This is a genomic window from Amycolatopsis rubida (assembly GCF_900115345.1).
Lineage (GTDB): Bacteria > Actinomycetota > Actinomycetes > Mycobacteriales > Pseudonocardiaceae > Amycolatopsis > Amycolatopsis rubida.
The window spans coordinates 682230-694624 of the sequence record NZ_FOWC01000001.1; the positions used below are offsets into that span (position 1 = coordinate 682230).

Genomic DNA, 12395 nt, shown 5'->3' on the forward strand with positions numbered 1-12395 from the left:
CAGGTGTGGGAGGACACGGCGTTCACCGTCGCGAGCGGGCAGGCCAAGGCGACCGCGCCGGACGGCTTCGTCCTGGAGCCAGATGAGGCAAAACAGCTGCTCAGCAAGCTGATCGGGGTCAAAGAGAAGCTGGCGGAGATGCGCCGGAAGGCGATCAACCTGTGCGGAATGAAAGCTCCGGCGCAGGATCCGTCGACGCTCGCCGCACATGTGGCAATGGTCGGGGACGGCACAAGCGAACTAGGCGCCTACTCCTACGGCGGAGGTCACATCGACCTTCAGATCGCCTACGTCGATGAATTCATCCAGCGCATCGCGGAAGCGCTCGGCATGACAAAATCAAACGATCGCCAGCAGACGACCCTCATTAACCGAGTCGACCCCCAGGAAACGACCGAATGAACCTCCGCACGCCAATCGTCCTGCTCAGCTCCGCAGCCCTGCTCACCGCTTGTTCGGGCACCACCGCCGGACACCCGACGCCGGTGGCGAGCAGCAGTTCATTGCCGGGCAACGAGGTACCGCCCTACGGCGGCGCCCCCAAGGTCGAGGCCCCGCTGCCCGATTCCGTGCTCTCCGGAAGCGCGTGCGACGCGCTCAGCCCCCAGCAGATCCGTCAGGACATCGGCGAAGGCGTTACCGGCAAACCCGAAGACGGAGCTCTCGGCCCTAAATGCACCTGGTCGGATCACCAGGGCGGCTCCATGCTGACGATCTTCTACACGACCAAGCAACGAGAAGGCTTGAGCATCATCTACAAGCAGGTCAAGCCGCAGATGAAGCGTTTCGACGTGCTTCCGCCCATCCAGGGCTTCCCCGCCGTCGCCTACGACCCGAAGCCGGGCCCGCGAACAGATGGGTGCCAAGTAGCGGTCGGGCTTTCCGACACTCTCGAATTCGAGGTCGGACTTGACCTCGGCTTGTCCAACAGCGGCAAAGCTGACGCCTGTGACCTCGCGGCCGAGGTCACCGGGGACGTGATTACCACGCTCAAGAAGAAGGCGGGGCGCTGAAATGGGCTGGGTGGAATCCACCAAAGCGCTGCTCGACAGGTACCAGGAGATGACGGTGCCGATCGAGGAGATCGTCCCGCAGATCCAGGCAGGTCAGCCCGGCATCTGGCATGAAGGAAGCGACATCGCCAAGGAACTGGCGCGTGATCAGGAAGCGGTCAGCCAGGACGTCTCGGCGGTTCTCGGCGGACTCGAATCCGTCTGGAGCGGCACCGCGGCGGACATGGTCTCGCAGCGGCTGCGGACGGTGCGCTCCTCGATGACCAGTGCTCAGCAGACGTTCCACGACAACAGCGGCACACACGCCTCCGCGGCGTCGATGCTCGACAATCTGCGCAACCAGATGACGCCCATGTCGGCCGAACCGCTCACGAACGCGCTGAAGAGCGGGAAAAACCTGTTCGACTCCGACGTCATGACCGAGATGCGCGACCACAACGCGGCCTCGGCCAAGAATCTCCAGCTCTATCAGGACTTCACCCACCAGACCCAGGCCAACTCGGGGCAACTGAAGTACGACTACGGCAAGATCAGCGCATACGACGGCGGCGTCACGGTCCACCATTCGCCGAGCGTTCCCGGTCCGGCCCATCCGCCGGCTGGCAAGTCGGCCCCCGGCGGTCAGTGGCCAGGAGGCAGCAGCCCACGCACGACTGGACCGGCCGGTCAAGTACCCAGCGTGAGCGGGACGAGCGGCCAGACTCCCGGGGTCAACGGGGGCCGCGGACCGTACAGCGGCAACGGCAATCCGGGCAGCTACCCGCATTCGCCGAATCCGGCGGACGCGACCAGCACCTCCAGCTACCTTGAGCCGACCGGTTCCGGCCAGTCTCGGTTCGCTCCTCCTGCGATCGCCGGGTACCAGCCCGGCGCCGCCGGTCCGAATTCCGGTGGGTCTGGCCTCGGCTATCCCTCCGGCATCGGATTCGGCTCGACCGGCGGAGGAAGCGAAGGCGCGACACCACCCCGCGGCCCAGGCGGCGGTTCCCGTGCCGGCACTGGGGAATTCGGCCCACGGGGCAGTGGCAGTGCCGGGACGGGCGCCCCGCGCGCAGGTGCGGCCGGCGAGCGCGGCATGCCCGGGGCCGGGATGAGCGGCGGCGGTCGCGGCGGCAAGAAAGAAGACGACGCCGAACACAGCCGCAAGTACGTCCTGGACACTGACGACATTTTCTCCGGCGAAGAGGCGACCGTCGATCCCGCCACCGGCCTCCGGTCGACACCGCCCACTCTCGGCGCATGACCGGACTGGATCCGGTGGTACGGCTGCCGACGGCGGTGTTGTCCGTGGTGTGGGACATGCTCGACCTCGGTGAAATGCATCCGATGCTCGACGGTAAGCGACTTTGGGTGCGAGACGGCGCGGACCGCCGGCTGCATGCCGAGACCATCGAGTACCTCGCGCAACTCGGGCTGGCACGCAACGAGGCGCCAACGCCGCGCTTCCGGGCGACCTTGCAGGTGATCGCATCCGCCGAAGGCGAATACTTCGCGCACTCGCAATTCAGCACCGGGACCGATCGCGGAGCACTAGTAGCGCGGCGCGGGACGGACGCGGTGGTGGCGGCCATACAGGACGACGTGGTCGAACTCCGGCCGACTGCCCCGAACAGGCTGGCCACCGCACTTTTCGACACGCTTCCGCAGCTTCCCGGCGCGCCGGTGCGCTCGATGTCGGTCGCATCCGACGAAACACCGGACCCGTTCGACGAAAGCACCAGCGCCGAGCACCTCAACGCAGTACTGGATCAGCCCCGGGAAGCGGTGCACCAGTTGTACGTCGGTTGCCGGACCGGCGGCAGGCACCTCACCGGCGGCCCGATCTTCGCCGTGGACCTGGGAACCGGCCGGGTCCTGACCTACCGGACCACCGCCGGCCGGACCGAACTCATCTCCGGCACCCCGCGCGCGATCGTCAAGATTCTGAACGACGCTTTCGAGGCGCTCTGATCAGCCCAGCACGACCGGGCAATGCGGATTCGGCGTCTCCGCCAGTTCGATCATCTTTTCCAGCCGCTCGCGAGTGCGTTCGAGCCCGGAGATGTACTCGTCGAGCCGGGCCTTCTCCGCGCGCAGCCGAACGCGCGACTCCGGCGTGCTGACGCCCGCGTGCAGGCACGGCATCAGCTCGCGGATGGTCGCGCTGGACAGCCCGGCCGCGTAAAGCTGCTGGATCAGCCCCACCCACGACACCGCGTCCTCGCCGTACCGGCGCTGCCCGCCGGACGTGCGCGTCGACTCGATCAGGCCTTGCTGCTCGTAGTAGCGCAGCGAACGCACACTGACCCCGGCGCGCTCCGCCACCTCTCCGATCCGCATCCGAGCCTCCGTGATCCGCACCACAAACCCGAGAACCTGACATTGACGTCAGGATCCAGGATAGCCGTTGTCCCCTTCCGACGGCTTTCCAGGAGAACCCCATGCAGATCGCAGGCTCGACCGCGCTGGTCACCGGTGCCGGACGCGGGCTCGGCACCCACTTCGTCCGCGCCCTGCTGGAGCGCGGCGCGGCCAAGGTCTACGCCACCGCTCGCCGTCCGGTCGACCTCGACGGTGCCGTGTCGCTACCGCTGGACGTCACCGATCCCGATTCGATCGCGGCCGCGGCCGCCGCCGCCCCGGACGTCAACCTGCTGATCAACAACGCCGGAATCGCGTCCTTCACCGACCTGGCGACCGGCGACCTGGACTCGATTCGGCGCGAAATGGAGACCAATTTCTTCGGCCCGCTGCAGGTCATCCGTGCATTCGCGCCAGGGTTGAAGAATGGCGCGATGCTGAACGTCCTGTCCGCCCTGTCCTGGGCGACCTACCAGGGCTCCGCGGGATACGCCGCGTCCAAATCGGCGGCGTGGAGCATGACCAACTCGGTGCGGCTGGAGCTGCTGGCCCAGCACACGCTGGTGAGCGGCCTGGTCATGGCCAGCACCGACACCGACATGATGGCGGGCTTCGACATCCCGAAAAACGACCCCGCCGACGTCGTCCGCGCCGCATTGGACGGGGTGGAGGCGGGAGAGATCGAGATCATCGCGGACGCGGACAGCGCGACAGCGAAAGCCGGGTTGTCCGCGCACCCGACGGTGCTGTACCCGGCACTGCTGGGCGACTGAGGTCGAGCGGGCAGAGATTCTGCGTGAATGAGCCGCTCAGTTGCCTGTTCCGGAGCTGGTGCCGCCGCCGTTGCCGAACCCGGGGCCGTTGTTCTGGTTGCCGCCGTTCTGGCCGTCCGGAACGCGGTGGCGCTGGCCGGGACCGCCGTCGTTGAAGCGGTGGCCGCCCTGGTGCTGGCTCATGCCGGGGTGGTGTGTCGCGGCCATGACACCGCCGACGATGCCGCCGCCCACCGCCAGTCCCAGGACCCCCACCGCGACCAGTTGCGTGGCCCGGTGGGCGACGAACCGGCGGAAGCCGCTCTGCTTCGGCGGCGGCAGCGGCATGCCCCACGGGCCGGGTTGAGCGAAGTGGCCGGGCGGATTCGGCTGCTGAGCGGCCGGGCCGGCCTGCTGACCAGTCTGTTCCACGGCCGGAGCGGGCTGGTCCAGTTGGCTGGTCCGCTCGGCGGGCGGCACTGCCTGACCCGGCCGCGCGGCCTCCCCGGCCGCCCCCGGCTGACCAGCCGAGCCCTTCCCGGAAGAGTCCCCGACCTGGCCGAACTGCTCGGTCGGCTCCTGCCCGGCAGGCTCGCCGGGCGAGGGGTTCTTATCGTCGTTCATCGTCGGTCCTCCGGGCTGAGCGGGCGGGAGGCGGGGTGTCCCGGCTCCCACCCCCGAGGGTGACCGTCGATGCTGTGCAGAAGCTGAATCCCAGCTGTTTAAATCCGCGCGCCGTTCACAGGTAGAACGACAGGAACAGGGTCACGACCCAGGCCGCGCCGAGCACCTGCAGCACGCGGTCCTTCAGCGCGATCTCGTCGGGCGCGCCGGCGTTGCCGCCGTCCACGTCGACCGCGTAGCGGAGCACCGCGATGACGAACGGGACCATCGACACGACCGCCCACACCGAGTTGTGCTCGGCCTGGCGGATCTCGAACGCCCACAGGCAGTAGGACATGATCAGGATCGCCGCGGAGGTCGCCCACACGAAGCGCAGGTAGCTCGCCGAGTACTTCTTCAGCGAGGACCGGATCTTCGCTCCGGTGCGCTCGAACAGCATGATCTCCGCGTACCGCTTGCCCGCCACCATGAACAGCGAGCCGAACGCCGTGACCAGCAGGAACCACTGCGACATCGCGATGCCGCCCGCGACCCCGCCGGCCACCGAGCGCATCAGGAAGCCCGAGCCGACGATCGCTAGGTCCACCACCGGCTGGTGCTTCAGGCCGAAGCAGTAGCCGAGCTGCACGGCTTCGTAGACCGCCAGCACGATCGCCAGCCGCCAGTCCGCCGCGAACGACACGGCGAGCCCGGCGAGGAAGAACACGACAGCCGAGGCGTAGGCCACCGGGACCGGAACGATGCCCGCCGCGATCGGGCGGTTGCGCTTCGTCGGGTGGGCCCGGTCGGCCTCGACGTCGACCGCGTCGTTGATCAGATAGACCGACGAGGCGGTGAGCGAGAACGCCACGAACGCGATCAGCGCGTCAACGACCAGCTCGGTCCGGTTCGTCGCCTTGGAGAAGGCGAAGAACGGCGCCGCGAAGACGAGGACGTTCTTCACCCACTGCTTCGGCCGCGCTGTTTTGATCACCCCGAGCACGAGACCCACGGGGCTCGGGCCCGACGCCGGGGCGGCCGGAGCCGGGGATTCGGTCTTCTCGACCTTCTCGGTCTCCTCGGCCACGTCGGTCTTCTCGGCAGCCGATTCCTTCGCTTCCGCGGATTCGGCCGTACCGGACGCGTTTTCGGTTCGCTCGTCGGTCGTTTCGCTCATCGCTTCTTGGTCAGCTTCCGTCGGATCAGACCGCCGACGACGCCTCCCAGGGCGGCTCCGGCCAGAACGTCTGTCGGATAGTGAACGCCGAGCAGCAGCCTCGAGGCGAGCATCGGCGGTACCAGGGCGGGGACCAGGTTACGCCCGGTCAATCCGGAGTAGAGCACCGCCGCCGCTGTCGTCGACGTCGCGTGCGACGACGGGAAGCTCAGCTTGCTCGGCGTGCCGACCAGAACCTCCACGCTGGGATGGTCCGGACGGCGCCGCCGCACGACGCGTTTCACGGCGATCGACGCGGCGTGCGCGCCCACCACTCCGGCCGACGCGACCAGCCAGTCCTTGCGCCGGTCGCGGTCCACCGCCGCTCCGAGCAAACCCAGCGCGAACCATCCCGCGCTGTGCTCCCCGAACAGCGACATACCCCGCGCGACCTGCACTGTGCCCGGCTTCTTCAGCACCTTCTGGGTGCTGGAGAGCACGGCCAGTTCACCGCGCGGGGTGTCCTTCTCAAGCATCAATCGACCCGTCCAGCGGTGCACCGTCGGTCAGGTGCGGGGCGATCTTGTTGTCGAACATCGACAGCGCCGACCCGATCGCCATGTGCATGTCGAGGTACTTGTACGTGCCCAGCCGTCCGCCGAACAGCACGTTCTTCTCGCGTGCCTCGGTCTTCGCCAGCTCGCGGTAGCTTTCCAGCTTCTCGCGGTTCTCGGCGGTGTTGATCGGGTAGTACGGCTCGTCGTCTTCCTTCGCGAAACGGGAGTACTCGCGGAAGATGACCGTCTTGTCCTTCGGGTAGTCCCGCTCCGGGTGGAAGTGGCGGAACTCGATGATCCGGGTGTAGGGGACCTCTTCGTCGTTGTAGTTGACGACCGAGGTGCCCTGAAAGTCACCGGTCTGCGCGACCTCGGACTCGAAGTCGACGGTGCGCCAGGTGAACCGGCCCGCCGAGTAGTCGAAGTAGCGGTCGAGCGGCCCGGTGTAGACGGTCGGGGTGCCCGCCGGGATGTGCTCGCGGACGTCGAAGTAGTCGACGTTCAGCCGGATCTCGATGTTCTCGTGCTCGGCCATCTTCTCAAGCCACGCGGTGTAGCCCTTGACCGGCAGACCCTCGTAGGTGTCGTTGAAGTACCGGTTGTCGAAGGTGTAGCGGACCGGCAGCCGGTTGATGATGTTCGTGCCGAGGTTCTTCGGGTCGTTCTCCCACTGCTTCGCGGTGTACCCGCGGATGAACGCCTCGTAGAGGGGGCGGCCGACCAGGGAGATCGCCTTTTCTTCGAGGTTCTGGGCGTCCTCGGTCCGGAACTCGGCGGCCTGCTTCGCGATGAGCTCGCGCGCCTCGTCCGGCGTGTGCGACTTGCCGAAGAACTGGTTGATCAGGCCGAGGTTCATCGGGAACGAATAGACCTGGTCGGCCACCCTGGCGAAGACCCGGTGCTGGTAGCCGGTGAACTCGGTGAAGCGGTTGACGTACTCCCACACCCGCTTGTTGGACGTGTGGAACAGGTGCGCGCCGTAGCGGTGCACCTCGATACCCGTTTCGGGCTCGACCTCGGAGTAGGCGTTGCCCCCGAGGTGGTGGCGGCGTTCGAGGACCAGGACCTTCTTGCCCAGCTCGGCCGCGGCCCGTTCGGCGATGGTCAGGCCGAAGAAACCGGACCCGACGACGACGAGGTCGTAACCGCGAAAGTCGTCTTCAGTAATCTTGGCGGAGTTCGTGTGCTCGCTCACGGGCGCTCAGGGTACGCAGTCGTGCGACCGCGGCCCGAACCGACCTCGGCATCCCGCCAGGTTTTACCCGCACTACACACGTGAGAAGCATGCCTGCACCAGACACCTTCTGGACCTATCTCGGCGCGGTCGCCAGCTACCTGGCCGTGCTGGCAGTCCCGGGCGGCCTCATCGGCCGGGCCGCGGGAGTGCGCGGGTGGGCCCTCGCCGGGCTCGCGCCGCTGCTCAGCTATGCCGTCACCGGTTTGGCTGGGCCCTGGTTGTCGACTGTCGGTCTCCCGTACAACGTCTTCACCGCCGCGGCCTGCACGCTGCTGCTGGCGGGGGTCGCGTGGGGGGTCCGGCGGCTCTGCGTCGTCCGCGGCTGGATCAAACCGGGCGTGGAGGAGCCTCCTGCCGTCTGGAGCACGCGTGCGCAGTGGTCGGTCGCCGCGTGCGTCGCGGTGGCGACGGCGCTGTCGATCGCCGTGGTGCTGTCCGCGCGCGGCGGGACGACGGCGGTCTTCCAGCGCTGGGACACCGTCTTCCACGCGAACGGCATCCGCTACATCGCCGACACCGGCGACGGCTCGCTCATCGGCATGGGCAAGATCAACTGGTATCCGAACGGATCGTTCTATCCAAACGGCTATCACCTGGTCGGCGCGCTGGTGTACCAGATCTCCGGGTCGAGCATCCCGGTCACGCTGAACGCCATCACCATGCCGGTCGCGGGCATTTTCGCGCTGTCGATGGTCGCCCTGATCCGCCAGATGGGCGGCCGTGCGGTCTTCGCGGGCTGCACCGCCCTCATCGCCGCTACTGCGACGACGGGCGCGTACGAGTCGGTGTCGAGCGGCCTGCTCCCGTACGCGCTGGGCATCGTTCTCACGCCGCTTACGGTGGTCGCGCTGCAACGCTTCCTCGTACGCCCGGGCGTCGACACTGGCCTGGTGTTCGCGTTGGCCGCGGACGGTCTGCTCACCGCGCACTCAAGCGCGTTGTTCGGCGGCGTCCTCTTCGCGGCACCGCTGGTGCTGCAGCGCTGGTACCGCTCGCTTCGCGGGCTTCGGGTGGACGGTGTGCCGGAGGGGCGCAACGGGCTGCGCGTGATCGGCGGCGACATCGTGCGCACAGTGCCGGTCATGGCGGCCGCAGTCGTCTTCGCCGCGCCGCAGATCCTGGGCGCGATCAGCTTCACCTCCGGCGCGTACCCGTACCAGCCGTGGAACTCTGACCTGCCGGTCCTGTCGGCGCTGAACATGCTCGGCACGTTCCAGCAGGTGCTGCACACGCCGCAGCTCTGGCTCACCGTGCTGCTCGTGGTCGGCGTGCTGGCCTTCCGCACGCTCGACCGGATGCGCTGGCTGATGCTGTCCGCGATCGGGCTGTCCGGACTGTTCGTGCTCGTCACGTCGTACGGTGCCTCGCCGCTGGTCATCTCGATGTCGCGGCCGTGGTGGAACGACCGGTTCCGGCTGATGGCGCTGGCCGCGATCCCGCTGTGCCTGCTCGCCGGGCACGGCATGGCGGAGCTGCAGCGCTGGACCGCGCAGCGGATTCGCTCGATCGGCTGGGCGAAGACGCGGCCGAGGGTGGTCTCCCGGCTCGGGATCGCGGCGGCGGCGGTCGTCGTGGCCGTGACCGCGGTGCTGACCGGCGGTTTCTACCGCACCGCGAACGCCACCGCGGTGTCGTTCCTGTACTACAACGGGCCGGAGGGCGAGGTCACGCCGCCGGTCAGCCCGGACGAGATCGCGGCCATGGATTTCCTCGGCCGGATGCACATCCCGCCGGAGGAGAAGGTGCTGAACGACCGGCTGGACGGCACCGCGTGGATGTACGCGCTGACCGGCGTGCACCCGGTGGCGGGCCACTACGACGGCGGCGGCCCGGTCTCGCCGGACGCGACCTACCTGTCGCTGCACTTTCGCGACTACGACCTCGACGTGCGCGTGCGCGAGGCGGTCCATCGGCTGAAGGTGCACCACGTGCTGGTGGGCAGCGGTTCGATCGCCAAGGGCGCGCCGATCTCCCCCGGCCTGCGCGACCTCATGGGCAGAGATTTCCTGCGGCTGGTCTACCGCAACCCCGGCGCGCAGATCTACACGATCATCAACTGAGCCTGGTGGCCGCGACCTCCCCGGCCGCGGCCATCAGGTGTCATTCGGCCTTGAGGCCCGGCAGCACTTCTTCGACGACCTTTTCCAGCACCGATTCGTGCCCCTCGTACGGCCCGCTCGAGCGCGGCCAGTGCGCGATGACGTCGGTGAAGCCCAGCTCACCGGCCCGTTCGGTGGCCTCGCGGAACGCCGCGACGCTGCTGAGCGAGAACACCGGCGCCGCGTCGAGGCTCAGGTGCCGCTGAATGCCCGCCGGTTCGCGGCCGGCCGCTTCGAGCCGCTGGTCGAACGTGCGGACCAGTTCGGCGATGCCGGTCCACCACTCGTCGAGGGTGTCCCCGCCGCGCCCGGTGGTGACCCAGCCCGCGCCGAACCGCGCGGCCAGCGTCATGGTGCGCGGGCCGTTGGCCGCGACCAGGAACGGCAGCCGCGGGCGCTGCACCGTGCCGGGCAGGTTCCGCGCGCCGCGCGCGGAGTAGTACTCGCCGGAGAAGTCGAAGTTGTCGGTCATCAGCAGCCCGTCGAGCGCCTCGACGAACTCGGTGAAGCGGTCGACCCGCTGCCGCGCGGTCAGCTCCGGCGCGGCGAGCACCTGCGCGTCGTAGCGCGAACTGTCCACGCCGGCTCCGACGCCCAGCACGAACCGCCCGTCGGACACGTCGTCAAGGGTGATCAGCTCGCGCGCGAACGGCACTGGGTGCCGCGCGACCGGCGAGGCGACGAAGGTGCCCAGCCGGATCGTGGAGGTGACCATGGCGGCCGCGGTGAGGGTGGGCACAGCGGAGAACCACGGCCCGTCGACCAGCGATCGCCAGCCGAGATGGTCGTAGGTCCACGCGTGGTCGAAGCCGTACTCCTCGGCCGCACGCCACTTCGGCTCGGCCGCCCACCAGCGGTCTTCAGGAAGAATTACGATGCCTGCTCGCACGAGGCCGACCGTAACGTCCGGCACTGACATTCGCTCGAACGGGCGGCGACCGGGAGAATGAGACGCGTGGAGAAACCCCGGTTGATCGCGTCCGACGTCGACGGCACCCTGCTCGGCCCCAGCGAACAAGTGACGCCGCGCACAGTGTCGGTCGTACAGCGAGTGCTGGCCGACGACGTGCCGTTCGTGCTGTGCACCGGCCGCCCGCCGCGCTGGATCGCGCCGATCGCCGGACCGCTCGGGCTGACCGGCTACGCGGTGTGCGCCAACGGAGCCGTGCTGCTCGACATCGGTACCGACTCAGTGGTCGCGGTGCACGGCGAGCTTGAGCCGAAACTGCTGCACGACCTGGCCTCCGCCCTCGACAAGGCACTGCCCGGCTGCCGGCTGGCGGCGGAACGGATCAGCACCGGATCGGTCGACCACGAGCTGCGCAATTTCGTGATCGAGCCGGAGTACCACAACCCGTGGGGCGACGAGGAGAGCCGGATCGCGCCGCGTGCCGAGGTGCTCGGCAAAACGGCGATCAAGCTGCTGGTCAGCCGCCGCGGGATGACCTCGGAGGAGATGGCCGTAGCGGTGCGCGCGGTGCTCGACGGGGCGGTGGACGTCACGTACTCGTCCTCGGGCGGGCTGATCGAACTGTCCGCACACGGCGTGACCAAGGCGACCGGTCTCGCGGACATCGCCGAACGCTTCGACGTGCCCCAGTCGTCGGTGATCGCCTTCGGCGACATGCCCAATGACGTCGAGATGCTGCAGTGGGCCGGGCACGGCGTCGCGATGGCCAACGGCCACCCGACCGTGCTGGCGGTGGCCGACGAGGTGACCGGACCGGCTGCCGAGGACGGGGTGGCGCAGGTGCTGGAACGCTGGTTCTAAGCCGAAGTACGTGAGGGGAACCCTGCGGGAATCAGAGTCAATGAGGGTTCCCCTCACGTACTTTCGCGCACTGCGCGGGGCGCTCACGAACGGCGGTCGAGTGCGGCAGCTTCCTCAGGTGTCGGCGCGCTGCCGCCGAGGTGCGCTGGCAGCCACCAGCGCTCGGCGTCGCTCTCCGGGGCCTCCGGGTACTCCGCCTGGGCCTTCTCCAGCAGCTCCGACATCCGGGCGCGCAGGTCCGTCGTCAGCGCTTCGCACGAGTCCTCCGGACCGGCGCGCATCGGCTCGCCGATCACCACCGAAATCGGCACGTGCCTGCGGGTGAGGTCCCTCGGACGGCCCTTCGTCCACAGCCGCTGCGTGCCCCACAGCGCCATCGGGATCACCGGCACCCCCGCCTCGGCGGCCATCCGGACCGCGCCGGTCTTGATGTCCTTCACGGTGAACGACCGGCTGATCGTGGCCTCCGGGAAGACGCCGACGACCTCGCCCGCGCGCAGCCGCGCCACTGCCTCGTCGTAGGACGCCTGCCCGGCGGCGCGGTCCACCGGGATGTGGTGCATGCCGCGCATCAGCGGGCCGGCGACCGAGTTGCTGAAGATCTCCTGCTTCGCCATGAACCGCACCAGCCGCTTCGCCGGACGGGCGCCGAGGCCGCAGTAGATGAAGTCCAGGTAGCTGACGTGCGTGCAGGCGAGCACCGCACCGCCGCGGGCGGGCACGTGTTCGGCGCCGGTCACCCGGATACGGTTGTCGAGCAGCCGGAACATCAGCCGCGCGGCGACCAGGACGGGCGGGTACACGAAGTCAGCCATGCGCCCAAGGCTACGGGACCGTAGGTTTCCCGCCGGTAGGTCGCGCGGTCGG

General features: G+C 68.6%; 14 protein-coding genes. 7 read left to right on the plus strand and 7 right to left on the minus strand.

Translation table 11 applies throughout. The annotated features are described in order from the left end of the window. Nucleotides 1–3: 3 nt before the first annotated feature. The 4 genes from BM362_RS03425 to BM362_RS03440 are packed head-to-tail and all read left to right on the plus strand — an operon-like array spanning nucleotide 4 to nucleotide 2963. Nucleotides 4–402 carry a hypothetical protein gene (locus BM362_RS03425; protein ID WP_067578665.1) on the plus strand — a complete coding sequence of 133 codons (399 nt, stop codon included), beginning with the start codon at nucleotides 4–6 and terminating at the stop codon, nucleotides 400–402. Further along, entirely contained in the window at nucleotides 399–1013 is a 615-nt protein-coding gene (locus tag BM362_RS03430) for a DUF3558 domain-containing protein (RefSeq protein WP_067578662.1), read from the plus strand. The genes BM362_RS03425 and BM362_RS03430 overlap by 4 nt, the downstream gene beginning before the upstream one ends. Nucleotides 1014–1023: 10 nt before the next feature. Beyond that, complete coding sequence (locus tag BM362_RS03435; RefSeq protein ID WP_143132371.1) at nucleotides 1024–2256, plus strand: hypothetical protein; 1233 nt, start codon at nucleotides 1024–1026, stop codon at nucleotides 2254–2256. After that, nucleotides 2253–2963 carry an ESX secretion-associated protein EspG gene (locus BM362_RS03440; protein ID WP_093572175.1) on the plus strand — a complete coding sequence of 237 codons (711 nt, stop codon included), beginning with the start codon at nucleotides 2253–2255 and terminating at the stop codon, nucleotides 2961–2963. Before BM362_RS03435 ends, BM362_RS03440 begins: the two co-directional genes overlap by 4 nt. On the opposite strand, the gene BM362_RS03445 is transcribed toward BM362_RS03440, so the two are convergent. Further along, nucleotides 2964–3332: a MerR family transcriptional regulator gene (locus BM362_RS03445; protein WP_067578657.1), complete on the minus strand. Its 369-nt coding sequence runs from the start codon at nucleotides 3330–3332 to the stop codon at nucleotides 2964–2966. A gap of 101 nt (nucleotides 3333–3433) precedes the next feature. On the opposite strand from BM362_RS03445, the gene BM362_RS03450 reads away from it, so the two are divergent. Further along, complete coding sequence (locus tag BM362_RS03450; protein WP_067578655.1) at nucleotides 3434–4126, plus strand: SDR family oxidoreductase; 693 nt, start codon at nucleotides 3434–3436, stop codon at nucleotides 4124–4126. A 36-nt stretch (nucleotides 4127–4162) separates the two neighbouring features. Here the strand turns inward: BM362_RS03450 and BM362_RS03455 are convergent, their stop codons facing one another. The 4 genes from BM362_RS03455 to glf all read right to left on the minus strand — a co-directional run bounded on the left by BM362_RS03455 (nucleotide 4163) and on the right by glf (nucleotide 7616). Beyond that, nucleotides 4163–4729, minus strand: coding sequence for a hypothetical protein (locus tag BM362_RS03455; RefSeq protein WP_093572176.1), 567 nt, complete (start codon nucleotides 4727–4729; stop codon nucleotides 4163–4165). 115 nt (nucleotides 4730–4844) lie between these two features. Next, nucleotides 4845–5795: a decaprenyl-phosphate phosphoribosyltransferase gene (locus BM362_RS03460; RefSeq protein WP_067578797.1), complete on the minus strand. Its 951-nt coding sequence runs from the start codon at nucleotides 5793–5795 to the stop codon at nucleotides 4845–4847. 86 nt (nucleotides 5796–5881) lie between these two features. Then, on the minus strand, nucleotides 5882–6400 hold the full coding sequence (locus BM362_RS03465) for a phosphatase PAP2 family protein (protein ID WP_067578650.1): 519 nt from the start codon (nucleotides 6398–6400) through the stop codon (nucleotides 5882–5884). Further along, complete coding sequence (glf, locus tag BM362_RS03470; protein WP_067578648.1) at nucleotides 6393–7616, minus strand: UDP-galactopyranose mutase; 1224 nt, start codon at nucleotides 7614–7616, stop codon at nucleotides 6393–6395. The genes BM362_RS03465 and glf overlap by 8 nt, the downstream gene beginning before the upstream one ends. Nucleotides 7617–7705: 89 nt before the next feature. Here glf and BM362_RS03475 point away from each other — a divergent pair, with 89 nt between their 5' ends. Further along, a complete protein-coding gene (locus tag BM362_RS03475; RefSeq protein WP_067578646.1) occupies nucleotides 7706–9718 on the plus strand; it encodes a DUF6541 family protein in 2013 nt (670 codons plus the stop codon). A gap of 40 nt (nucleotides 9719–9758) precedes the next feature. Here BM362_RS03475 and BM362_RS03480 read toward each other — a convergent pair whose 3' ends face one another. Then, the gene (locus BM362_RS03480; protein ID WP_093572719.1) at nucleotides 9759–10646 is read right to left on the minus strand and encodes an LLM class flavin-dependent oxidoreductase; all 888 of its coding nucleotides are present in this window, start codon (nucleotides 10644–10646) and stop codon (nucleotides 9759–9761) included. Nucleotides 10647–10703: 57 nt separating this feature from the next. On the opposite strand from BM362_RS03480, the gene BM362_RS03485 reads away from it, so the two are divergent. Next, a complete protein-coding gene (locus BM362_RS03485; protein ID WP_198545236.1) occupies nucleotides 10704–11528 on the plus strand; it encodes an HAD family hydrolase in 825 nt (274 codons plus the stop codon). Nucleotides 11529–11611: 83 nt separating this feature from the next. Here BM362_RS03485 and BM362_RS03490 read toward each other — a convergent pair whose 3' ends face one another. Then, nucleotides 11612–12343: a lysophospholipid acyltransferase family protein gene (locus tag BM362_RS03490; protein WP_093572177.1), complete on the minus strand. Its 732-nt coding sequence runs from the start codon at nucleotides 12341–12343 to the stop codon at nucleotides 11612–11614. Nucleotides 12344–12395: the final 52 nt, after the last annotated feature.

Excerpts from the sequence above, each read along its gene's own strand:
- BM362_RS03490 (WP_093572177.1), bottom strand. The coding sequence starts at position 12,343 with ATGGCTGACTTCGTGTACCCGCCCGTCCTGGTCGCCGCGCGGCTGATG.
- BM362_RS03465 (WP_067578650.1), bottom strand. The coding sequence starts at position 6,400 with ATGCTTGAGAAGGACACCCCGCGCGGTGAACTGGCCGTGCTCTCCAGC.
- BM362_RS03430 (WP_067578662.1), top strand. The coding sequence starts at position 399 with ATGAACCTCCGCACGCCAATCGTCCTGCTCAGCTCCGCAGCCCTGCTC.
- BM362_RS03455 (WP_093572176.1), bottom strand. The coding sequence starts at position 4,729 with ATGAACGACGATAAGAACCCCTCGCCCGGCGAGCCTGCCGGGCAGGAG.
- BM362_RS03445 (WP_067578657.1), bottom strand. The coding sequence starts at position 3,332 with ATGCGGATCGGAGAGGTGGCGGAGCGCGCCGGGGTCAGTGTGCGTTCG.
- BM362_RS03440 (WP_093572175.1), top strand. The coding sequence starts at position 2,253 with ATGACCGGACTGGATCCGGTGGTACGGCTGCCGACGGCGGTGTTGTCC.
- BM362_RS03450 (WP_067578655.1), top strand. The coding sequence starts at position 3,434 with ATGCAGATCGCAGGCTCGACCGCGCTGGTCACCGGTGCCGGACGCGGG.
- BM362_RS03475 (WP_067578646.1), top strand. The coding sequence starts at position 7,706 with ATGCCTGCACCAGACACCTTCTGGACCTATCTCGGCGCGGTCGCCAGC.
- BM362_RS03485 (WP_198545236.1), top strand. The coding sequence starts at position 10,704 with ATGAGACGCGTGGAGAAACCCCGGTTGATCGCGTCCGACGTCGACGGC.